This is a genomic window from Streptomyces sp. SM18, from assembly GCF_002910775.2.
GTDB classification, from domain to species: domain Bacteria; phylum Actinomycetota; class Actinomycetes; order Streptomycetales; family Streptomycetaceae; genus Streptomyces; species Streptomyces halstedii.
Map to the genome: position 1 here is coordinate 1,095,478 of NZ_CP029342.1, position 21,886 is coordinate 1,117,363.

At 73.0% G+C, this 21,886-nt stretch carries 19 protein-coding genes; 9 read left to right on the top strand and 10 right to left on the bottom strand.

The window, feature by feature from the left end; genetic code table 11:
• Positions 1–23 precede the first annotated feature (23 nt).
• The gene (locus B9S64_RS04745; protein ID WP_258317599.1) at positions 24–908 is read right to left on the bottom strand and encodes a LysR family transcriptional regulator; all 885 of its coding nucleotides are present in this window, start codon (positions 906–908) and stop codon (positions 24–26) included.
• Positions 909–1,116: 208 nt separating this feature from the next.
• Here B9S64_RS04745 and B9S64_RS04750 point away from each other — a divergent pair, with 208 nt between their 5' ends.
• A complete protein-coding gene (locus B9S64_RS04750) occupies positions 1,117–2,271 on the top strand; it encodes a TDT family transporter (RefSeq protein ID WP_103492035.1) in 1,155 nt (384 codons plus the stop codon).
• Here B9S64_RS04750 and B9S64_RS04755 read toward each other — a convergent pair.
• The 4 genes from B9S64_RS04755 to B9S64_RS04770 form a co-directional block, all read right to left on the bottom strand.
• Positions 2,207–2,932, bottom strand: coding sequence for a helical backbone metal receptor (locus B9S64_RS04755; protein WP_103492034.1), 726 nt, complete (start codon positions 2,930–2,932; stop codon positions 2,207–2,209). The genes B9S64_RS04750 and B9S64_RS04755 overlap by 65 nt on opposite strands.
• A complete protein-coding gene (locus tag B9S64_RS04760; RefSeq protein WP_103492033.1) occupies positions 2,929–3,474 on the bottom strand; it encodes a helix-turn-helix domain-containing protein in 546 nt (181 codons plus the stop codon). Before B9S64_RS04760 ends, B9S64_RS04755 begins: the two co-directional genes overlap by 4 nt.
• 248 nt (positions 3,475–3,722) lie before the next feature.
• Positions 3,723–6,362: an ABC transporter permease/substrate binding protein gene (locus B9S64_RS04765; protein WP_109491971.1), complete on the bottom strand. Its 2,640-nt coding sequence runs from the start codon at positions 6,360–6,362 to the stop codon at positions 3,723–3,725.
• The gene (locus B9S64_RS04770) at positions 6,355–7,455 is read right to left on the bottom strand and encodes a glycine betaine/L-proline ABC transporter ATP-binding protein (RefSeq protein ID WP_103492031.1); all 1,101 of its coding nucleotides are present in this window, start codon (positions 7,453–7,455) and stop codon (positions 6,355–6,357) included. The genes B9S64_RS04765 and B9S64_RS04770 overlap by 8 nt, the downstream gene beginning before the upstream one ends.
• A gap of 264 nt (positions 7,456–7,719) precedes the next feature.
• Here B9S64_RS04770 and B9S64_RS04775 point away from each other — a divergent pair, with 264 nt between their 5' ends.
• The 5 genes from B9S64_RS04775 (at position 7,720) to B9S64_RS04795 (ending at position 13,278) form a co-directional block, all read left to right on the top strand.
• The gene (locus B9S64_RS04775) at positions 7,720–8,628 is read left to right on the top strand and encodes a 5'-3' exonuclease (protein WP_103492030.1); all 909 of its coding nucleotides are present in this window, start codon (positions 7,720–7,722) and stop codon (positions 8,626–8,628) included.
• Positions 8,629–8,688: 60 nt separating this feature from the next.
• Positions 8,689–9,531, top strand: coding sequence for a siderophore-interacting protein (locus tag B9S64_RS04780; protein WP_103492029.1), 843 nt, complete (start codon positions 8,689–8,691; stop codon positions 9,529–9,531).
• 565 nt (positions 9,532–10,096) lie between these two features.
• A complete protein-coding gene (locus tag B9S64_RS04785) occupies positions 10,097–11,149 on the top strand; it encodes an iron-siderophore ABC transporter substrate-binding protein (protein WP_103492028.1) in 1,053 nt (350 codons plus the stop codon).
• Between the two features lie 12 nt (positions 11,150–11,161).
• Positions 11,162–12,193 carry an iron ABC transporter permease gene (locus B9S64_RS04790; RefSeq protein ID WP_103492027.1) on the top strand — a complete coding sequence of 344 codons (1,032 nt, stop codon included), beginning with the start codon at positions 11,162–11,164 and terminating at the stop codon, positions 12,191–12,193.
• A gap of 65 nt (positions 12,194–12,258) precedes the next feature.
• Positions 12,259–13,278 (top strand): iron chelate uptake ABC transporter family permease subunit, encoded by a 1,020-nt coding sequence (locus B9S64_RS04795; RefSeq protein WP_228873786.1) that lies wholly within the window; start codon positions 12,259–12,261, stop codon positions 13,276–13,278.
• Between the two features lie 34 nt (positions 13,279–13,312).
• Here the strand turns inward: B9S64_RS04795 and B9S64_RS04800 are convergent, their stop codons facing one another.
• Positions 13,313–14,017: a DUF2470 domain-containing protein gene (locus B9S64_RS04800; protein ID WP_103492025.1), complete on the bottom strand. Its 705-nt coding sequence runs from the start codon at positions 14,015–14,017 to the stop codon at positions 13,313–13,315.
• 200 nt (positions 14,018–14,217) lie between these two features.
• Between B9S64_RS04800 and B9S64_RS04805 the strand changes: the two genes are divergently transcribed.
• Positions 14,218–14,802, top strand: coding sequence for a sigma-70 family RNA polymerase sigma factor (locus B9S64_RS04805; RefSeq protein ID WP_103492024.1), 585 nt, complete (start codon positions 14,218–14,220; stop codon positions 14,800–14,802).
• Positions 14,799–15,554 carry an anti-sigma factor domain-containing protein gene (locus tag B9S64_RS04810; protein WP_103492023.1) on the top strand — a complete coding sequence of 252 codons (756 nt, stop codon included), beginning with the start codon at positions 14,799–14,801 and terminating at the stop codon, positions 15,552–15,554. Before B9S64_RS04805 ends, B9S64_RS04810 begins: the two co-directional genes overlap by 4 nt.
• A 120-nt stretch (positions 15,555–15,674) precedes the next feature.
• Here the strand turns inward: B9S64_RS04810 and B9S64_RS04815 are convergent, their stop codons facing one another.
• The 4 genes from B9S64_RS04815 to B9S64_RS04830 are packed head-to-tail and all read right to left on the bottom strand — an operon-like array spanning position 15,675 to position 19,828.
• Entirely contained in the window at positions 15,675–16,481 is an 807-nt protein-coding gene (locus B9S64_RS04815) for a DUF1295 domain-containing protein (protein ID WP_103490722.1), read from the bottom strand.
• 49 nt (positions 16,482–16,530) lie between these two features.
• Complete coding sequence (locus tag B9S64_RS04820; protein WP_103505261.1) at positions 16,531–17,838, bottom strand: cyclopropane-fatty-acyl-phospholipid synthase family protein; 1,308 nt, start codon at positions 17,836–17,838, stop codon at positions 16,531–16,533.
• Positions 17,835–18,560: a DUF1365 domain-containing protein gene (locus B9S64_RS04825; protein ID WP_103490723.1), complete on the bottom strand. Its 726-nt coding sequence runs from the start codon at positions 18,558–18,560 to the stop codon at positions 17,835–17,837. The genes B9S64_RS04820 and B9S64_RS04825 overlap by 4 nt, the downstream gene beginning before the upstream one ends.
• Positions 18,557–19,828, bottom strand: a complete 1,272-nt coding sequence (locus B9S64_RS04830) for an NAD(P)/FAD-dependent oxidoreductase (protein WP_103490724.1) — start codon at positions 19,826–19,828, stop codon at positions 18,557–18,559. The genes B9S64_RS04825 and B9S64_RS04830 overlap by 4 nt, the downstream gene beginning before the upstream one ends.
• 163 nt (positions 19,829–19,991) lie before the next feature.
• Between B9S64_RS04830 and B9S64_RS04835 the strand changes: the two genes are divergently transcribed.
• The gene (locus B9S64_RS04835; RefSeq protein ID WP_258317503.1) at positions 19,992–21,827 is read left to right on the top strand and encodes a molybdopterin-dependent oxidoreductase; all 1,836 of its coding nucleotides are present in this window, start codon (positions 19,992–19,994) and stop codon (positions 21,825–21,827) included.
• The last annotated feature ends 59 nt before the right edge of the window (positions 21,828–21,886 follow it).

A 21,886-nucleotide genomic window follows, 5' to 3' on the forward strand; every position in this document is an offset into this window, starting at 1 on the left:
CCAGGCGCGCACCGCCCCTCCGCTCAGCCCCGGCCCGCGCCCGCCGGGCCCGCCGTGAGGGAGAGCAGGTCGCGGGCCGGGCCGGTCGGGCGGTGTCCGGCGGGCCAGACCGCGCGCAGTTGCCGCCGCAGCCGCACGCCCGCCACCGGGATCTCCACCAAGCGCCGGGCCGACAGTTCCTCGTCCAGCGCGAGTTCGCTCAGCACACAGGGACCGGCCCCGCTCTCCGCCGCCGCCTTCACCGCCGTGGTCGACGAGAGTTCGAGCAGCGGCCGCGCCAGGCCGCCGTGCACCGCGAGCGCCGCGTCCAGGACCTGCCGGGTGCCCGAGCCGTGTTCCCGCAGGATCAGCGGGGTCGCCGCCAGCTCTCCGGGCGTCACCTGGGTACGCCTGCGGGCCCACGGATGGGCCGGGGCGACCACGACGACCAGCCGGTCGTGCGCGATGACCGTGCCGTCCAGTCCCTCGGGCACCGACAGCCCCTCGACGAAGCCCAGGTCGGCCTCGCCGGAGAGCAGCCGCACCGCGACCACCGAGGAGTTCCCGGCGATCAGGGAGACCGCCGTGTCCGGGCGCTCCGCGCGCAGGGCGATCAGCCACCCCGGCATCAGGTACTCCGCGATCGTCATGCTGGCCGCCACCCTCAGCCGGGAGTCGCGCCGGTCGCGGAGCGCCTGCGCCCCCGCGTCGAAGGCCTCGGCGGCCTCGACGACGCGCCGCGCCCAGTCGGTGACCAGGGCACCGGCGTCGGTCAGCCGGGAGCCGCGCGGCGAGCGGTCCAGGAGGGCCACCCCGAGCTGCCGTTCCATCGAGCGGATGCGGCTGGAGGCGGCGGGCTGGGTGATCCCGACGTCCCGCGCCGCCCGGCCCAGGCTGCCGTGCCGGGCGACGGCCAGCAGCAGCACCATCGCCCCGAGGTCCGGCACCCGGTGCGGCAGTGACGGCAGGGGCCCCGGTCCACCGTGGGCGGAGGGCGAGGAGGACAGGGAGAACGGGGAGAACGGAGCGTCGGGGGAGTCGGCGGGTGGCGGGTGCGGGCTGGACATAAAGACAGCTTATGACCTCATAGAGCCGGGGTCCCTGGTGGGCGCCGCCTCACCGACCGAGAATCGTGGCATGGCCATCTATGCACAGGTCCACTCCCCCGCGCCCCCTCCCGGCCCCGCGTCGCCACGGCTTCCCGCCCTGCGGCACATCGGCCCGAACTGGTACGCGACCGTCATGGGGACCGCCGTCGTCGCCACCGCCGGTACGGCCCTGCCCGTGCGCGTACCGGGCCTGCGCGGCGCGTGCCTGGTGGTGTGGGCCCTGGCCTCGGTCCTGCTGCTGGCCGTCCTCGCCGCGCGCGCCGGGCACTGGGCCCTGCACCGGGACCAGGCCCGCACCCACCTCCTGGATCCCGCCGTCGCCCCGTTCTACGGCTGCCTGTCGATGGGGCTCCTCGCCGTCGGGGCGAGCACGCTGGCGGTCGGCCAGGACGTCCTGGGGCACACCGCGGCCGTGGCGGTGGACGCGGTGCTCTTCGTGGTGGGTACGGCGATCGGCCTCGCCGCCGCGGTGGCGATCCCGTACCTGATGGTCGTACGCCACCGTCCCGCGCCCGGCACCGCCTCCCCGGTGTGGCTCCTCCCGCTGGTGGCGCCCATGGTCTCCGCCGCGGTCGGCCCGGCGCTGGTGCCGGAGCTGCCGGCCGGCCAGTGGCGCGAGGCGCTGCTGCTGGCCTGCTACGCGATGTTCGGCCTCTCCCTGCTGGCGACGCTGGTGGTGCTCCCGCTGGTCTTCGGGCGGCTGGTGCACCAGGGCCCGCTGCCCCTCGCGCTGACCCCCACGCTGTTCCTGGTCCTCGGCCCGCTGGGGCAGTCCACCACCGCCGTCGGCCAGCTCGCCGACGTGGCCCCGGACACCGTCACGGCGCCGTACGCCTCCGCCTTCACCGCGTTCGCCGTGCTGTACGGGGTGCCGGTGATGGGTTTCGCCCTGCTCTGGCTGGCGCTGGCCGCCTCCATGGTGGTGCGCGCGCTGCGGCGGGGCATGGTGTTCACGATGACGTGGTGGGGGTTCACCTTCCCCGTCGGTACGTGTGTGACGGGCGCGGCGGGACTGGCCCGGCACACCGGCCTGACCGCGTACACCTGGCTGGCCGTCGCCCTCTACCTCCTGCTGGTCACGGCCTGGGCGGTGGCGTCCGTGCGGACGGCGCGCGGGCTCATCGGCGGAGCGCTGCTCGCAGCGCCCCGGCCGCTTCGGCCAGCGACGGCCCGTACCACGTGAGGTGGCGCCCGTCGACGAGGGCGGCGGGCAGCGCGGGAAAGGCCTCGGGGCCGTCGTCGGCGGTGAAGCGGTACGGCTCGTCGGGCAGCACCACCAGGTCGGCGCCGGACGCGTTCAGCTCGGCGAGCGGCACCCGGGGGTAGCGCTCGGCGTGCCCGGCGTAGACGTTCCGCACCCCGAGGCGGGCCAGCAGGTCACCGGCGAAGGTGTCGCGGCCCAGCACCATCCAGGGCCGGCGCCAGACCGGTACGACCGCGTGGCGCGGCGCGGGGGCGGGCGGCAGCGCCGCCCAGGCAGCCTCGGCCTCATCCAGCCAGCGGGGGCGGTCCAGGCCGCACCCGGCGACCAGGACCCGTTCCAGTTCACTGAAGGCCTGCGGCAGCGTGCGGACCTCGGTGACCAGGACGTCCAGCCCCGCCGCGCGGAGGGCGTCCAGGTCGGACGGCCGGTTCTCCTCCTCGTTGGCGACGACCAGGTCCGGGCGCAGGGCCGCCACGGCGGCGACGTCGGGGTTCTTCGTACCGCCGATCCGCGCGGCGGCCAGTCCGGCGGGGTGGGTGCACCAGTCGGTGACGCCCACGAGCAGCTCCGGGCCGGTGGCGGCGACGGCCTCGGTGAGGGAGGGGACGAGCGAGACGACCCGCGCGGGGCTCCTCCTCATCGCCGGGAGTCGTACGTCGCGTCGATGTGCTCGGCGACCGAGACGACCAGCAGCCGGGTGCCGGGCACGGTCGCCCGCCACCGGTGGCGCACCCCGCCGGAGAGGAAGAGCGTGTCGCCGCGCCCCAGCCGGTGGGCCCGGCCCTCGGCCTCGACCTCCACGGCCCCCTCCACCACGTACATCAGCTCGTCGTTGCGGTGCTGGAACTCCCGCCCGAGGTCCGGCTCACCGATGAATTCGAGGGCGCTGAGCTGGTGACGGCCGTGCACCAGCCGGTGGACGCCGTCGTCGTCCTGGCCCCGTACGACCTCCACGGAGCGTGCCGAGTCCGCCGCGGCGCGCAACCGCTCGGTGGTGGTCTCCAGCGCCAGCGCCACCCGGTCCAGGGACCGGGGGCTGGGTCTGGCCCGTTCGTTCTCTACCTGGCTGAGGAAGGGGACGGACAGACCGCTGCGCCCCGCCACCGCCGCCAGTGTGAGCCCGAGGGCCCTGCGCCGTCGGCGGACCGCGGCACCCACTCGAAGGGCTTCCTTGTCGTCCATGTCCGGCTCCCTCCCCGGATCGCCATCCTCCCGGTTGCCAGCACCCTACGCATGTCGTTCGCTCGATGGCGCGGAAGTGGGCGGAAGTGGGCGGCCAGGAGGCCTCCCGGGGGCGCGGGGCCCCGGCGGCGGGGGCCGGGCGCCCTGCGGACAAGCCTGAGGGGGACGGCTCCGGTGCGCTACCGGAGCCGTCCCCCTCGGGGTGCCGTGCGGAGGATCAGCCGGTCAGGACCGGCTTCTCCGGGGAATCAGCCGACCGGGGTCAGCTTCTCCACGACGTCGGGGTGGGCGTCCATCCAGTGCCGGGCGGACTCCTTCTCCTTGCCCGCACCGCCCTTCTGGAGCTCGACCTCCAGCGAGGCCAGGTCCTCCTCGCTCAGCTTGAAGTCCTTCAGCCAGCCCGTCAGCTCGGGGAAGTCCTTGGCGAAGTCCTTCTTGGCGACCGTGTGGATCTGCTCGCCCTCGCCCCAGGCGCCCTTCGGGTCGTCGAGCTTCTTCAGGTCGTGCGCCCCGTAGGCCCAGTGCGGCGACCACAGGGTCACCACGACCGGCTCCTTCTTCTTGATCGACCGGTCCAGCTCGGCCAGCATCGAGGAGGTGCTGGAGGAGACGACCTTGTACTCGCCCTCCAGGCCGTACTCCTTGAGCACCTTGTCGTTCAGGATGCCCATCATCCCGGCGCTCGACTCGATCCCGATGATCTTGCCGTTGAACTTCTTGCCCTGGCCCTTGAGGTCCTCCAGGGAGTCGATGCCCTTCACGTACGAGGGGACCGACAGCTCCAGCGAGGTCGGCCCGTACCAGGAGCCGAGATCGGTGAGGTTGTCCTTGTACCGGTTCCAGTAGTCCTTGTGCGTGGTGGGCAGCCAGGAGTCGAACTGGACGTCGAGCTGGCCCTGCGCGAGGCCGGTGTACAGCGGGCCCGGGTCGAGCTGCTTGACCGTGGTCTTGTAGCCCCGGTCCTCCAGCATGTTCTGCCAGAGGTAGGTGGAGGCGATGGCCTCGTCCCACGGGAAGTAGCCCAGGTTGACGGTCTTGCCCGCATCCTTGCCCTGCTGGGGCTTGCCGTCCTGGCCGCCGGCCGGCAGCGGGGCCGCCTTGTCGACGACGTCCGGGTTCTCCTTCAGCCAGGCGCGTACGCCGTCCTGCTCCTTGCCCTGTCCGGCTTCCTGGATCTTGTTCTCCAGGCCGGTGAGCTGCTTCTCGGTGAGCTCGAAGTTCTTCAGCCAGTCGGCGACGACCGGGGACTTCTCGGCGAAGCCCTTGTGGGCGACGACGTGGACGTCCTCGCCCTCGCCCCAGGCGCCCTTCGGGTCGTCGAGCTTCTTCAGGTCGTGCGCCCCGTAGGCCCAGTGCGGCGACCACAGGGTCACCACGACCGGCTCCTTCTTCTTGATGGAGGCGTTGAGCTCGGCCAGCATCGAGGAGGTGCTGGAGGAGACGACCTTGTACTCGCCCTCCAGGCCGTACTCCTTGAGCACCTTGTCGTTGAGGGTGCCCATCATCCCGGCGCTGGCCTCGATGCCGATGATCTTGCCGTTGAACTTCTTGCCCTGGCCCTTGAGGTCGGCCAGGGAGTCGATGCCCTCGACGTAGGACGGGACGGTCAGCTCCAGCGAGGTCGGCCCGTACCAGGAGCCGTAGTCCTCCAGCTGGTCGCTGTACTTGTCCCAGTAGTCCTTGTGCGTGGTCGGCAGCCAGGCGTCCGTCTGGAAGTCGATGTCACCGCGGGCGACGCCGGAGTAGAGCGGGCCCGCGTCGAGCTGGGTGATGTCCGGCGAGAAGCCGCGCTGCTCCAGGATCTCCTTCCAGAGGAACGTCGAGGCGATGCCCTCGTCCCACGGGATGTAGCCCATGTTGATCTTCTGGCCCTTGCCGACGTCACCGGCGGCGGCCTGCGAGCCCTTGGAGCTGTCCGAGGAGGAGCCCGCGATGTTCAGTCCGCCCGCGACGAGCGCGAGCACGACGACACCGGTCATGGCGACGGCGGTACCGGGCTTGTAGTACGTGAACCGCATGCGCCGCGCACCGGCGGCGGCCTTGGCGGCGGCACGCCGGCCGAGCGGGGAGACCCGCTCGTTGAGCGCGCCCGTCATCCGGTCCAGGTACATGGCGAGGATGACCACGGCGATACCGCTCTCGGCGGCCAGGCCGACCTGGAGCTGGGTGATGGCCGCGTAGACCTTCTCACCGAGGCCGCCGGCGCCGGCCATACCGCCGATGACGACCATCGACAGGGCCAGCATGATGACCTGGTTGATCCCGGCCATGATCGTCGGCAGGGCCAGCGGCAGCTGGACCCGGGTCAGGGTGTGCTTCGGCGTGGTGCCGAAGGCCTCGGCCGCCTCGACCAGCTCGCCGTCCACCTGGCGGATGCCGAGCTCGGTCATCCGGACGCCGGGCGGCATCGCGAAGACGATGGTGGCGATGACGCCGGGGATGACACCGACGCCGAAGAACATGACGCCGGGGATCAGGTAGACGAAGGCGGGCATCGTCTGCATGACGTCCAGCACCGGCCGCAGCGTGGCGCTGACCTTGCGGTTGCGGGCGGCCCAGATGCCCAGGGGCACCGCGATCACGACGGTGATGACGGCGGCCACGATGACCAGCGACAGCGTCGCCATGGCGTCGTCCCACAGGGCCAGGGAGTCGATGAGCGCGAAGCCCACGAGGGTGAGGACGGCGGGGACGATCCCGCGCAGCCAGAACGCGAGGACGGCGAATATCGCGGCGATCAGCAGCGGCTCACCGCCGCCCAGGACCGCGTCCACCCCGTCGTACATGCCGCCGAGGACGGTCTTGACGGCGTCGAAGATCCAGGTGAGGTGCGACTGAAGCCAGTCGACGGCGTCCTCGACCCACGCGCCGAAGGTGAACCTAGGCACTGGCGATCACCTTCTTGGTGTCGCGCGAGCCCGTCGCACCGGCCGGCATCTCGTCGATCTGCGGCTCCTCGCCGAGCGCGGCGAGCAGCCGGGTCCGCGGGACGACGCCGATGAGGCCGCCGTCGGAGTCGGTCACGGCGACCGCGACCCCGCTGGTGGAGCACGGCGTGAACAGTTCGGCGACCGGCGTCTCGGCGGTCACGGTCGCGGGGGCCTCGGCCACCAGGTCCTTGTGGGAGCGGCCCTTCTCGGGCGCCTCCATGATCGAACCGGCGGTGAGCACCCGGGAGCGGTCCACGTCCTGGATGAAGGAGGCCACGTAGTCGTTGGCCGGCCGCACCAGGATGTCCTCGGCGGTGCCCTGCTGGACGATCCGGCCGTCGCGCATCACGGCGATGCGGTCACCGAGGCGCATGGCCTCGTTGAGGTCGTGGGTGATGAAGACGATGGTCTTCTTCAGCCGCTTCTGGAGTTCGAGGAGCTGGTCCTGCATGTCACGGCGGATCAGCGGGTCCAGCGCGCTGAAGGACTCGTCCATCAGCAGCAGGTCGGCGTCGGTGGCCAGCGCGCGGGCCAGACCGACACGCTGCTGCATGCCGCCGGACAGCTCGTCGGGCCAGGACTTCTCCCAGCCGGCCAGACCGGTCAGCTCCAGGGCGTGGGCGGCGCGTTCCTCCCGCGCCTCGCGCGGTACGCCCTGGACCTCCAGGCCGTACGCCGCGTTCTCCAGCACGCTCCGGTGGGGGAAGAGCGCGAAGTGCTGGAAGACCATGCTGATCTTCGCGGAGCGTACGTCGCGCAGTTCGCGGGGACTCAGGGCGGTCAGGTCCTGGTCGTCGAAGAGCACCCGGCCCGCCGTGGGCTCCAGGAGCCCGTTGAGCATGCGCAGCAGCGTGGACTTCCCCGAACCGGAGAGGCCCATCACGACGAAGATCTGCCCCGGCTCGACGGTGAACGAGGCATCGATCACCGCTGCGGTCGTTCCGTCGGCGCGCAGCTCCTCGCGGTCCGTACCGTTCTCCAACTTCTGAACGGCCTGATCGGGTCGTCTGCCGAACACCTTGTACAAGTGCTCGGCTTGCAGCCTTGACACATACACCTCACGCGCGTTGAACCGAAAACGGTCTGCCACCCCCTACGGCAGACCGTGGAGCGGGCGGATTCGGTCCGCAGAGCACGCGCATCAGTCGAAAAATGGACGTGGTCCGCTCCAATGGCGCGCCTGCCCCCGCTTACACAACGCAAACACATGTGTGACCCAGATCACTTATGCATCCTTTGAATACGGGAACCGCGTGCTCACGGCGGGGGCCCTGTCGATGCCGTGCGGCATGATCGGGGGGTGACGCGACGCCTGATGCTCCTCGACACCGCCTCCCTCTACTTCCGCGCCTACTTCGGCGTCCCCGACTCGGTGCGCGCCCCGGACGGCACCCCGGTCAACGCCGTGCGCGGGCTGCTCGACTTCATCGCCCGGCTGGTGCGGGACCACCGGCCGGACGAGCTGGTGGCCTGCATGGACGCGGACTGGCGCCCGCAGTGGCGGGTGGACCTGATCCCGACGTACAAGGCGCACCGGGTGGCGGCCCCGGCCGCCGGGGGCCTGCCGGACGAGGAGGAGGTCCCCGACACGCTCTCCCCGCAGGTCCCGGTCATCGAGGAGGTCCTGGACGCCCTGGGCATCGCCCGGGTGGGCGTGGCGGGGTACGAGGCGGACGACGTGATCGGCACGCTGACCGGCCGGGCGCCCGGCCCGGTGGACATCGTCACGGGCGACCGCGACCTCTACCAGCTGGTCGACGACGTCCGGGGCGTCAGGGTCCTCTACCCGGTGAAGGGGGTCGGGACACTCCAGGTGACGGACGAGGCCTGGCTGCGCGAGAAGTACGGCGTGGGCGGCGCGGGCTACGTGGATCTGGCGCTGCTGCGCGGCGACCCGAGCGACGGCCTCCCCGGGGTCGCCGGCATCGGCGAGAAGACGGCCGCCAAGCTGCTGGACGCCTTCGGCGACCTGGCCGGGATCATGGCCGCGGTGGACGACCCGGCCGCGCGGCTGACGCCCTCGCAGCGCAGGCGGCTGGACGAGGCGCGGGCCTATGTGGCGGTGGCGCCGAAGGTGGTGCGGGTGGCCGACGACGTGCCGTTGCCCGCCTTCGATCCGGCGCTGCCCCGGGAACCGCGCGACCCGGCGGCCCTCGAAGCCCTCGCCACCCGGTGGGGCCTGGGCGGATCGCTCCAGCGTCTGCTGGTCACACTCCAGGCGTGACGGTGTAGCTTAGGTATACCTAACTACGCACTCCGTACATTCCAGAGCAGGGAGAACCCCGTGGCAGAGCGGCCGGCACGCCAGGCACCGAAGGCGCAGGGAGCGCAGGTCGTGCGCACCGAGCGCATCACCCCGCACATGGTGCGGGTGGTCCTCGGCGGCGACGGACTGGCGGACTTCACCCTCGCCGGTTTCACCGATCACTACATCAAGCTGTGCTTCGCCCCGGAGGGCGCGGACTACGCGCACCCCTTCGACATGGCGAGGATCCGCGAGGAGTACCCCCGCGAGCAGTGGCCGACCACGCGCACCTACACGGTGCGCTCCTGGGACCCGGCCGCCCGTGAGATGGCCGTCGACTTCGTGGTGCACGGGGACGAGGGGCTCGCGGGCCCCTGGGCGGCGCGCGCGGTCCCCGGTGACCAGGTGACCTTCCTCGGCCCCGGCGGCGGGTACGCCCCGGAGGCCTCGGCCGACTGGCATCTGCTGGCCGGTGACGAGAGCGCGCTGCCCGCGATCGCCGCCGCGCTGGAGCAGATGCCGGCGGGTGCGACGGCGCGTGTCTTCGTGGAGGTGCCGGACGCCGCCGAGGAGCAGAAGCTGCTCGCCCCGGACGGCGTGGAGGTGACCTGGCTGCACCGCGGTGACCGCCCGGTCGGCGAGCTGCTCACGGCCGCGGTGACGGAGCTGGAGTTCCCCGAAGGCGAGGTGCAGGCCTTCGTGCACGGCGAGGCGGGCTTCGTGAAGGAGATCCGGCGCCATCTGCGCCTGGAGCGTCAGCTTCCGCTCGCGCAGCTGTCGATCTCGGGGTACTGGCGCCTCGGCCAGAACGACGACGCGTGGCGCGCGGTGAAGCGCGAGTGGAACGACCAGGTGGAGCGCGAGCAGGAGAGCGCCGCGTAAGGGCTGTCCCGTCATCCGTGGTGGATCGGCGCGCGGCGTCAGATGCGGTGGATCGCAAGGCGGAGGGACGTCCGCATACGGGATGTGTTCGGGCGTTCCGACAACGCGGCGAGGTGCCGTAGCTGTCGTCGTGCGCCCGCCAGGGATGACGGGACAGCCCTTAGGCGCCTGTTCCGTACGGCCGTCGCCCCCTGGGTCGCGTGACCCGTCCGGGGCCGCCGCCCCGTGAACCGGACCTGGAGCCCGGTCGCCGTCCCCGCGGGGGCGCCGGCCGGGCTCCGGCGTTCCGGCCCAACTCCCCCACGGGAACGGCGCCTTGGGTCGTCATAGCGCACGGGACGCGCCCGGCGCCCCAGGACAGGCCCACCGGACGGCCGAAGCGCCGGCCACCACCGCCGCCGGGGAACGGCCCGCGGCCGCCCGCCCCCTCCGCGAGCGCCCCGCTCCTTATGAATTAGGGTTACCTAACAAGCGTCTCGGTACAGGCGTCCACCAGGGGATTTCCGTGTCCCGCAGGGGGCGTGCGGACGGACGCTTCCCCCCTGCTCGGAGACAAGGAACCGCCATGCCCTCTGTGTTCACCCCCCTGCGCCGCCGCGTTCTCGCCGCGGGCGCGACCGCCGTCTCGCTCGGTCTGCTGGTGGGCGGCTGCGGTGCGGACGACACGAAGGACGACGCGGCGGACACCGGGGCGAAGGCCGAGGCCGGGGCGTTCCCCGTCACGATCAAGAGCGCGCTCGGTGACGCCGTGATCGAGAAGGCGCCGAAGCGCGTCGTCACCCTGGGCCAGGGTTCGGCGGAGACCGCCATCGCGCTGGGCAACGTCCCGGTGGGCATCGAGAGTTACGCCTGGGGCAGCGACAAGACCGGCTACCTGCCGTGGATCCACGACGCCGTGACCAAGAGCGGCGGCACGCTGCCCGAGCAGTTCGACGGCGGCGAGGAGCTCGACATCGAGGCCATCACCGAACTGGAGCCCGACGTCATCCTCGCCCCCTGGTCGGGCATCACGCAGAAGCAGTACGACATCCTCAAGGACATCGCGCCGACCGTCGCCTACCCCGACAAGGCGTGGAGCACCAACTGGGACCAGCAGATCGAGATCGTCGCCCAGGCGCTGGGACAGCCGGACAAGGCGAAGGAGCTGACGTCGAAGATCGACAAGCAGCTCTCGGACGCCGCGGCGACCCGCCCCGACTACACGAACGTGACGTCCTCGTACATCTACACCTCCGGCCCCGGCTCCCTCGGTGTGTTCAAGCCCGAGGAGCAGCGTGTGGAGGTGCTGAGCAAGCTCGGTCTGAAGGTCGACCCGGTCGTGGACACCTTCAAGGAGACCGAGGGCACCGACTCCGCCCTGATCGGCCTGGAGAACGCCAACAAGCTGTCGGACAGCGATGTGGTGTTCACCTTCTACAGTGACGAGAAGACCCGCGAGGAGATCGAGGCCCAGCCGCTGTACGCGGCCATCCCCGCGGTGAAGAAGGGCGCCCTGGTCCACAGCGCCGACCAGCCGTTCGTCACCGCCTCGTCGATGATCAACCCGCTGACCGTGCCGTACAGCATCGAGCGCTACCTGCCGATGATCGACAAGGCCGTCGCCCAGGCCGGAAAGTAGTCACGGGATCCCGTGACCGCTTCCACGTCGGCCCGGCCGCGTCCCGCCGTGCGGCGGGGCCCGGCCGGGCTCTCCCTCGCCGTCCTGGTGTGTCTGGCGCTGCTGGCCCTCGCGCTGTTCGCCAGCGTGATGTCCGGCAGCAAGCAGACACCGGCGGCCGACGTCTGGCGGGTGATCACCGGCGGCGGCGACGCCTATCTCCGTACGGTCGTCGAGAGCCGCTACCCCCGGACCGTCCTCGGGGTGCTCACGGGGGTGTGCCTCGCGGTCGCGGGCACGCTCATGCAGGGCGTCACCCGCAATCCGCTGGCCGAGCCCGGCATCCTGGGCATCAACGCGGGTGCGTCGGCGAGTGTCGTCGCCGCCACCGCCTTCCTCGGCGTCTCCGGGCAGCGGGACACGGTGTGGTGGGCGCTGGCGGGGGCGCTGGCCGCAGGGGTGGCGGTGTACGCGATCGGCACGGCGGGCGGCGGCAGCAGCCCGGTCCGGCTGGTCCTGGCCGGTGCCGTGCTCTCGGCGGTCCTCGCCGCGTTCATCCAGGCGGTGGCCCTGTCCCGTCCCCGGGTCTTCGACACGTACCGGTACTGGGTGGTGGGGGCACTGGCCGGACGCGGGTTCGACGCCGTCTGGTCGGTGCTGCCGTTCGCCGTGGCCGGTCTCCTGCTGGCGCTGGTGCTCGCGCCGGGTCTCAACGCCCTGGCGATGGGCGACGACAAGGCCGCCTCACTGGGCGTCAGCCCCCTCCGGATCAAGGGGGCGGGTCTGCTGGCCGCGACGCTGCTCAGTGCGGCGGCCACCGCCGCGGTGGGACCGATCGCCTTCGTCGGACTGGCCGTTCCGCACCTGGTGCGGACCCTGGTGGGGGCCGACTTCCGGCTCCAGATCACCTTCTCCGTCCTGGTGGGCCCCTCCCTCCTGCTCTTCGCCGACGTCGTGGGACGGATCCTGCTGCGGCCGGAGGAACTCATGGTCGGCGTCGTCACCGCCTTCGTCGGAGCGCCCGCCCTGCTCCTCGCCGTCCGCCGTATGAGGGGAGCGTCATGAACACGGCCCCGCCGGCCGGGCCCGCCGAGGTGGCGCGGCCCCGGCCTCCCGTGCCGCGCCGGAGCATGGTGCGGATCGGGCCGTGGGTGGCGGTCCCGGTGCGCCGGTCCTCGCTGCTCGCCGCCGCCGTGGTGCTGGTGCTCCTCGGCTGCGCCGCCGTGGCGACGCTGACGCTGGGCCGGCTCGGTATCGGCCTGGGCGATCTGCCGTCCGCCCTGACGGGCGAGGCGACGGGCAAGAACGCCTTCGTCCTGAACCGGCTGCGCGGGCCCCGCCTCGTGGTGGCGATCGCGACGGGCGCGGCCTTCGGGCTGTCCGGGGCGCTGTTCCAGTCCGTGACGCGCAACCCGCTGGGCAGCCCGGACGTGATCGGGCTCAGCGCGGGGGCGGGCGCGGGGGCGGCGGCCGTGGCCCTGTTCCTGCCCGGCACCCTTCCGGTCTCGGTGGGGGCGCTGCTCGGCGCGGTGATCGCCATGGGTGTCGTCTACGTCTCGACCGGCACCGGGTTCCGCGTTCCCGGGCGGCTCGTCGTCGCGGGCATCGGCGTGTCGGCGATGGCGACGGCCCTGACGCAGTACGTGGTCTACGCCGTCGAGCGGGACAAGGCGAGCGCGCTGACCGCGTACATCAACGGCAGCCTCGCCGCCCGCTCCTGGGACGACGCGGCCACCATCTGGACCGTCCTGCTGCTGTGCGTGCCGCTCGCCGCCCTGCTCGCGCGGCCGCTGGGCATCCGGGAGATGGGGGACGACCTCTCCACCGGGCTGGGGTCGCGTCCGGCGCGGATCACGACGGCCGCGGTCCTGCTGTCGATCGCGCTGTCGGCCGGAGCGGTGAGTGTCGCCGGTCCCGTCGCGTTCATCTCTCTGACCGCGCCCCAGATCGCCAAGCGGGTCACCCGCGGCGGCGGACCGCATCTGATGATGTCCACCCTGCTGGGCGCGCTCCTGCTGGTCCTCGCCGACCTCGCCGCGCAGCAGTTGCCGCTCTTCGACAACCTGCCGGTCGGCCTGTACACGATGGCCGTGGGAGGCGTCTACCTCGGGTACCTGCTGGTACGGGAGTGGCGCCGCCCGGTGGTGTGAGGCGGTCCGCCGCGCCCCGCGCGGCGGACCGGTCTCAGGCCGGCAGGTGGTTCGGGTGGGAGGCCCGGCGCGCCGCGGTGAGCAGGGCGTGGATGCGGGGGCCCGCCTGGTCGATGTCGGTGACCGGTGAGGCGAAGGGCAGCCGCACGTCCTCGTACCCGTCGGGGTACTCCAGGCGCAGTGTCACGCCGTAGCGGTCCAGTGCCACCGGGACGGGCCGCAGCAGGCCCCGGCGCGGCTGGGGCCGCACCAGGCGCAGCAGCAGCGGGACGAGTTCGCCGTGGCCGTCGAGGAGGTGGGTCAGCATGCCGCTCTCGCACGTGGCCAGGGGGTCGAGGGTGGTGTCCTGCAACGCGTCGAGGGAGACGAACGTGCGTCCCGTGGCGTCCTCCAGGACCGCCTGCCCGAACTCCACACAGGTGCTCTCGGTGGACCGCGCGTCGTAGGGGGCGGCCAGCAGGCCCGTCAGGGTGACGCGGGCGCGCAGCCGGTCGCGGACGGGCGTCGGCGCGATGTCGGTGAGTTCCAGTCTGATCGGGATGCGCACGGCGGACGGGGCCGGAGGGGTCTCGGCGGGCTCGTGCAGGTGGATGTGGCCCATCACTCCGGTGCCGTCGAGGTGGTGCACCTCGGTGGACACCCCGTCGCTCAGCACGGTCATCGAGCGGGCGGCGGCCAGGATCGACCGCACGCGCTCGGCGGGGGTCGGCTGTGCGGCACGGCTGCTGAAGGGGCGCATCCGGGTTCTCCAATGGGCGGGCCGAGAGTGACCGCACACCGGCCACTTAGGTATGCCTAACCTAACCCACACGGCGCCGCTTCGGGTAGGCCGGGGGCCGGTCCGCAAGGGCGTGCGAGTATTTCGGGCCACGCCCAATCCGACGGGCGGCCGGCTCCGAATCACCGCAGGAAACCGTCGCGCCCGGGAGGAACGTCCGCGTGAGAGAAGCCGTACACATCAGTGGGATCCGTTCGACGGGACCTGACCTGCGGGAGTTGCTCGTCCAGGTCGCCCGCGGCGACCAGGACGCCTTCAGGCAGGTGTACGACCAGGTCAGCGGCCCCGTACTCGGCCTGGTCCGCAGCGTGCTCCGCGACCCGGCCCAGTCCGAGGAGGTCGCCCAGGAGGTGCTGGTGGAGATCTGGCGCACGGCTCCCCGCTTCCAGCCGTCCCGTGGCAGCGCCATGAACTGGGTGCTCACCCTGGCCCACCACCGGGCCGTGGACCGGGTCCGCTCGGCCCAGGCGGCGGCCCTGCGGGAGCACAAGGCCGCGCTGCTCGACCGCACCCCGGACTTCGACCAGGTCTCCGAGCAGGTCGAGGCCCGGCTCGAACGCGAACAGGTCCGGCGCTGTCTGCGCACGCTCTCCGAACTCCAGCGGGAATCAGTGACGTTGGCCTACTACCGCGGACTGACCTACCGGGAGGTCGGCGAACTGCTGTCCGTACCGCTGGGAACCATCAAGACCCGACTGCGCGACGGTCTCATCCGGCTGCGCGACTGCCTGGGGGTGAACGCGTGAGCACCGCTGAACTGCACACACTGACCGGGGCCTACGCCCTGCACGCGCTGCCGGAGGGCGAACAGCTCGCGTTCGAACGGCATCTGGGTGCCTGCGAGGCGTGCGCCCAGGAGGTACGGGAGCTGTCGGCCACCGCCGCGCGGCTCGGCCTCGCCGTGTCCGCCACCGCGCCGCCCGCGCTGCGCGAACGGGTGCTGCGGGAGATCACGACCGTACGGCAGGAGCCGCCGCCGCACGGGCGGAGCACCCGCGCCACGGCCTCCCCGGGCCGGGCAGGCCGCTGGCCGGTGTACGCGCTCGCCGCCTGCCTCGCCGTCTCCGCGGCGCTCGGCGGGGTGGCCGTACAGCAGTACCAGGCCGTCCAGGACGCCCGGCAGGAGACACGGCAGGCGCAGCGGCACGACGCGCAGGTGTCGCGGGTGCTCGCCGCCCCCGACGCCAGGACCGCGACGGCGGCCATGGAAGGGGGCGCGCAAGGCACCGTGGTGGTCTCGCGGAGCGTGAACCGCGCGGTGTTCGCGGCCTCCGGCCTGCGGCGGCCGTCCGACGGCCAGGTGTACCAGCTGTGGTTCGACGACGGCGGGACCATGCGGTCGGCGGGGCTGGTCGACACCCCGGACACGGACGGGACGGTGCTCATGGACGGACCCGTGGACCGCGCTTCCGGCATGGGCATCACCCTCGAACCGGCGGGCGGCTCCCCGCGGCCGACCACGCCTCCCCTGGGTCTGATGGGCTTCCCGGCCGCCTGAGCGGGCGCGTCCGGTGTGCGCGGCCCCGAGGCGGCGACGCGCACCGGACGGCGGTGCCCGCCACCGCCCACGGGCGCTCCCCGGCCTTCCCGGCCCGGGGAGCGCCCGTGGGCGGTGACCTCAGCCCCGCCGCGCGGGCGGCAGCGGGAAGAACCCGCTGGTGCGGGCCCGGTACTCGGCGAAGCCGGGCCGCCCCTCCATGTGCCGCTCCAGCAGCGCCTTCCCGCTCCCCTTGGTCAGCAGCAGGCTCATCACCACGGGCGAGACGAGGGTCGCGGCCGCCACCGCGGGCTCCTGACAGACGATCAGGAAGAGCCCCCACCAGACGCAGAAGTCACCGAAGTAGTTCGGGTGCCTCGTCCAGGCCCACAGCCCCCGGTCCATGATCCGGCCCCGGTGGGCCGGATCGCGCTTGAAACGGGCGAGCTGCGCGTCCCCGACCGCCTCGAAGCCGAGTCCCACGGCCCACAGCCCGGTGCCCGCCCAGGCCCACCCGTCCGGCGGGCCCGTCAGGTGGCAGGCGGCCTGGACGGGCAGCGAGACCAGCCAGACCAGCGCGCCCTGCAACAGGTAGACCTTGCGCAGGGCGTACAGGACGGGGGAACCCGGCGCCTTGGCCAGCATCGCGGCGTAGCGCGGGTCCTCGCCGTGGCCGCGCCCCCGGCGCCCGATGTGCACCGCCAGCCGGATCCCCCAGACCACCGTCAGCACGGTCACCAGCGCCCGGCGCGTCCCGTCGCCGTCACCGGACGGGAGCGCGTACGAGACGAGGGCGACGGCCGCGAAGCCCAGGCCCCACGCCACGTCGACGATCCGGTGCACCCCCTTCCGCAGGGCGATCAGGAACGTCACCAGCATGACGGCGAGCGCGGCGCCCGCCCCGGCCGCGAGGTTCCACCCGAACGCCCCCCAGTCGAAGCCGTTCACCGCGCCTCCCCGCGTCCGGCGGCTGTCCGGGCCTTCTCCGCACAGGAGTTCACGCGTCGTCCTCACGGGTCAGAAGGAGCTGCTGGACATCGAGGTAGCCCGACCGGAATCCGGCCTCCGAATAGGCGAGGTAGAAGGTCCACATACGGCGGAAGGTCGCGTCGAACCCGAGCGCGTCCACCTCCGCGGCCCGTTCGGTGAAGCGCTCGCGCCAGAGCCGCAGGGTCTCGGCGTAGTGCGTGCCGTAGCCGTCGCGGTGGCGCGTGCGCAGCCCGGTGTGGGTGGTGGTGACCCGCTCCAGCGCCTCGGTGGAGGGCAGCGTCCCGCCGGGGAAGATGTACTTGTGGATCCAGGTGTAGGTGCCCCGGGAGGCCCGCATCCGGTCGTCCGGCATGGTGATGGCCTGGAGCGCGATCCGGCCTCCGGGGGCCAGGCACCGCTGGAGGGTCCGGAAGTACTCCGGCCAGAACTCCTCGCCGACCGCCTCGATCATCTCGACGCTGACGACGGCGTCGTACTGCCCGGTGGCGTCCCGGTAGTCCAGGAGCCGGACGTCCACCCGGTCCTGGTGGCCGGCCTCGCGGATCCTCTCCCGCGCCAGTGCCCGCTGCTCCCGGGAGAGGGTGAGGGTGGTGACGCGGGCGCCCCGGGCGGCCGCGCGGACGGCGAGTTCGCCCCAACCGGTGCCGATCTCCAGGAGTTCGGTGCCGGGGCCGACCTCCGCCAGGTCCAGCAGCCGGTCGATCTTGCGGTGCTGGGCGGCGGGCAGGAGGTCCGCCTCGGCGGGGAAGCCGCGGAAGAGGGCGGAGGAGTAGGAGAGGGTCTCGTCGAGGAAGAGGGCGAAGAGGTCGTTGGACAGGTCGTAGTGGTGGCGGATGTTGGCGCGGGACCCCTCGGGGGTGTTGGTCTGCGCCGACGGCCTGGAGGGCGCCCACAGGCCGCGCAGCCGTTGCAGCGGCGCGGGGACGAGTTCCGCCACCTGCCCGGCGAGGACGGTCAGGACGCCGACGAGGTCCGGCGAGTCCCACTCGCCCGCCATGTACGACTCGCCGAAACCGACCAGCCCGTCGGCGCCGATCCGGCGGAAGAAGGCGTCGGGCCTGTGGATCTCCATGAGGGGTCCGCCCCGGCCGACACTCTCGCGGCCGGCGAGCCGCGCCTGGAGCGGCAGCCCTGCCAGGGCCCGCCGTACGAGCCGTTCGGCCACGGCGGTCCGGGCCCAGGAGGCGCGCGGCTGGGCGGCGACGTCGGGCCAGCGTCCGGGATCGACGCGGTCGGCCGGGTCGGTCCGGGCGGTGGGCGGTCCGCTCCGGCCCTGGACGCCGACGCGGGGGTGGGACGTGGTGGGCACCTTCACTGCATGCCTTCCTGGGTGTGGTGACGGGGGCGGGGCTGGACGGGCAGCCGGCGCAGGTACAGCCGGACGCCGTGCAGCCGGATGGCCGCGGAGACGACCGCGGTGGACAGGGGGTGGCGCAGGGCGAGGCGCAGGAGCTGGGCGGGAGTTCCGGGGCGCCGGACGCCGCGTACGGTCGCGGTGAACGGGCCTACCCCTTCCCGTTCCAGACGTACCGTCAGGTTCAGTGCCGCGCCGGGTTCGGGCAGCCGCATCCGGTAGGCGCCGTCCACCGGGAAGAACGGCGAGACGTAGAAGTCCTTGGCGGTCACGGCCCGGTCCGCCGCGTCCGGGCGCAGCAGGTAGCAGTGGCGTTCCCGGTAGGTGTTGTGCACCTCGGCGACCACGCAGAGGGGCGTGCCGTCGGGCCGGTGGCACCAGTAGACGGTCAGCGGGTTGAAGACATGGCCGAAGACCCGGGCCTGGGTGAGCATGGTGACGGCGCCGTCACCGAGTTCCACGCCCCGCGACCGGAGGAACCTGGCCAGTCCGGCCCGCACCGTGGGGGCCGTGCCACCGAAGTGGTCGCGGGCGTCGAACCCGGCCAGCGGGCGCAGCGCGCGCGGCAGCCGGGGCGGCCGGTCCGGGTCGATGAGCCACAAGTAGGTTCGGTGGCGCAGCGCGTAGCGGCGGGGGGAGGTGCGTATGTGGGTGATGGTGCACGGGTACAGCGCCGCGGTCACCAGCCCACCCCCAGCGCCGAGGCGGCGCGGACCCCCGACCGGCAGCCGTCCTCGTGGAACCCCCAGCCGTGGTAGGCCCCCGCGTAGGCGGTGACCGGTCCCGAGAGGCCCGGCAGCCGCTCCTGGGCGGCGACCGACTCCGGTGTGTAGACGGGGTGTTCGTAGACCGCGCCGGCCCGTACGAGGGCCGGGTCGACCCGGTCGGCGCCGTTGAGGGTGACGACGAACCGCTCGGGCGCGTCGAGGCGTTGGAGCCGGTTCATGTCGTAGCTGACCGTCACCTGGCCGGCGTCGGCCGCGCAGGACGGCATCAGATAGTTCCAGGAGGCGGCGGCGCCCCGGCTGCGGGGCAGCAGCGTGGTGTCGGTGTGCAGCAGGGTGGGGTTGCGGGAGTAGCGGAAGGCGCCCAGGGTGCGGCGCTCCTCGTCGGTCGGGTCGGCCAGCATCCGCAGCGCCTGGTCGGGGTGGGTGGCGAGGACCACCGCGTCGTACTCCTCGGTGACTCCGTCCTCGGTGACGATCTCCACCCCGTCGCCGTGCCGGCGTACCGCCCTGACGGGGGTGTGGGTGCGCACGGAGCTCACCTGCTTCGCGATGCGCTGGACATACGCCTGCGAGCCCCCGGTGACGGTGCGCCAGGTCGGGGAGCCGCCGACCGACAGCATCCCGTGGTGGTCCATGAACCGGAAGAGGTACCGGGCCGGGTAGCGCATGGCCGTCACCGGGTCGCAGGACCAGACCGAGGAGACCACCGGGGTGAGGAAGTGCGCGGTGAAATACCCCGAGAACCGGCCGCGCGTGGCGAACTGACCTAGGGTCAGGGGGACTTCGTCCTCCGGCCGTCCCAGCAGGGCCCGCGCCGCCCGGTGGAAGCGGAGCACCTCGGCGAGCATCCGCAGATACGGGCCCCGCACCGCCGAGCCGGGGCGCGCGAACAGCCCGGCGGCGCCCCGGGCCCCGGCGTACTCCAGGCCGCACCCCTCGCACCGCACGGACATGCTCATCTCGGACTCCTGTGTGGCGACGCCGAGTTCGCCGAAGAGCCGGAGCAGGTAGGGATAGGTACGCCGGTTGTGCACGATGAACCCCGAGTCGACGCGGTGCGTCCTGCCGTCCGTCGAGGTCAGTTCATGGGTGTGCGCGTGGCCGCCGAGGCGGCCGTCGGCTTCGTGGAGCGTCACGTCGTGCGCCCGCCCCAGGACGTAGGCGGCGGTCAGTCCCGCCACTCCGGATCCGACCACGGCCGTACGCCGCCGCTGACTCGTCATTCGGGCCCCTCCCCGTACTTCACGGCACAGCTGACCGGGGCCTGTGTGACAGCCCCTCACACCTCATTCGTGGCAGTGGTCACCATGGATTGGCCGATGATAGGAATTCCCTCGATCGGGTGAAGGACCCATCCGGGAGCCACTCCGGCGCCGAAGACCCGGCGTGAGCAGAGACCGAGAAGTTCCACCGGAGCGCGAGGCCGGGCCGTCCGGCCGGGCGCGTGCCGCGTTCGCCGTGCTCAGCGGTCTGATCGCCGCCTTCGCCGCCCTGTGCGTGGCCGGACTCGTCGCGGCCGCCGTGCGTCCGGAGGCCGGTCCGGTCGCGGCCGTGGGCGGGGCGGCCATCGACCGCACTCCCCCCGCCGTCAAGGACTTCGCCGTACGGAACTTCGGCACCGACGACAAGCTGGTGCTGCGCCTCGGCATCCTCCTCCTCCTGGCGCTCTTCGCCATGGCGGTGGGGCTTCTGGCGGTGCGGCACCGGATCGGCGGTTCCGCGGCCGTACTCGCCTTCGGGGTGGTCGGGGCGGTGGCGGCGGCCGGGCGCCCGGAGGGCCGGGCGACCGACGCGCTGCCCTCGGCCGTGGGCGCCCTGGTGGCCGCCGGTCTGCTGTACGTCCTGTCCGGACGGCTCACCCCTGGCGCCGCCCCGTCTCCCGCGGCTGGGGAGACGGCGAGCGGTGCCCCGTCGCCCGCGTCCGGGGAAGCGGGCGACGGGGCGAAGGACGTGGAGGGCGCGGGGGGTGGCGGGCCGGGCCACCGGCGGGGCGGCGGGCCGGACGGGCCGGTCGCCCTCGACCGGCGCGCCGACTGCCAGACCCTCGACCGCCCCGCCCTGGGCCGCCACGCCCTGGACCGCCAAGAACTCGACCACCGCGCTTTCGACCGCCGCGCTTTCGACCAACGGGCCTTCGACCGCCGGGGCTTCGTCCTCGCGGCGACCGCCGCGGTGGCGGCTTCGGCCGGTGCGGGGCTCCTGGGCAGCCGGCTCACGGCGTCCCAGCTGGCCGGGGCCTCCGCCTCACGCCAGGGGATCACCCTCCCGGCGCCGGCCTCGCCCGCTCCCCCGGTGCCTCCGGGTGCCGATCTGGGCATCCGGGGGGTGGGCTCCTTCGTCACCCCGGCCAAGGACTTCTACCGGGTGGACACGGCGCTGGTCGTCCCCCGTGTCGACGCCGACCGGTGGCGGCTGCGGATCCACGGCGCCGGGGTGACGCGCCCCGTCACCCTCGGCTTCCGGGACCTCCTGCGGCGTGAACTCGTCGAACGCGACATCACCCTCACCTGCGTCTCCAACGAGGTGGGCGGCCCGTACGCCGGCAACGCCCGGTGGATCGGCGTGCGCCTGGCCGACCTGCTGCGCGAGGCCGGGGTGGAACCCCCCTCCCGGGGCGGGGCCGCCGACCAGATCGTGGCGCGCTCGGTCGACGGGATGACGATCGGCACCCCGGTCGAGACGGTGATGGACGGCCGCGACGCCCTGCTCGCGGTCGGGATGAACGGCGAACCCCTGCCGTTCGAGCACGGCTTCCCCGTCCGGATGGTCGTCCCCGGCCTCTACGGCTACGTCTCGGCCTGCAAGTGGATCCAGGACATCGAGCTGACCACGTTCGACGCGTACGACGCGTACTGGGTGAAGCGCTCCTGGGCACGCGAGGCCCCCGTCAAGACCGCGTCACGCATCGACACCCCCCGCCCCTTCGCCACCCCGGCAGCGGGCACCGTGCCCGTCGCCGGGGTGGCCTGGGCCCAGCACCGGGGGATCGCCCGGGTCGAGGTCCGGGTGGACGGGGGGCCGTGGCACACCGCGCGCCTGGGGGCCGAGGCCGGGCGCGACACCTGGCGCCAGTGGGTGTGGGAGTGGCCCGCCACCCGCGGCCACCACACGCTCGAAGTCCGCGCGACGGACCGTACGGGCGCGACCCAGACCGGCGAGCGGGCCGGCACCGTGCCCGACGGCGCGACCGGATGGCACTCGGTGGTGATCGACGTGAGCTGACCATCCCCGGCCGCTCCCCCGCGGCCCGTACCCCCTCCCCCCTGGGCCTCTTTCTTCCC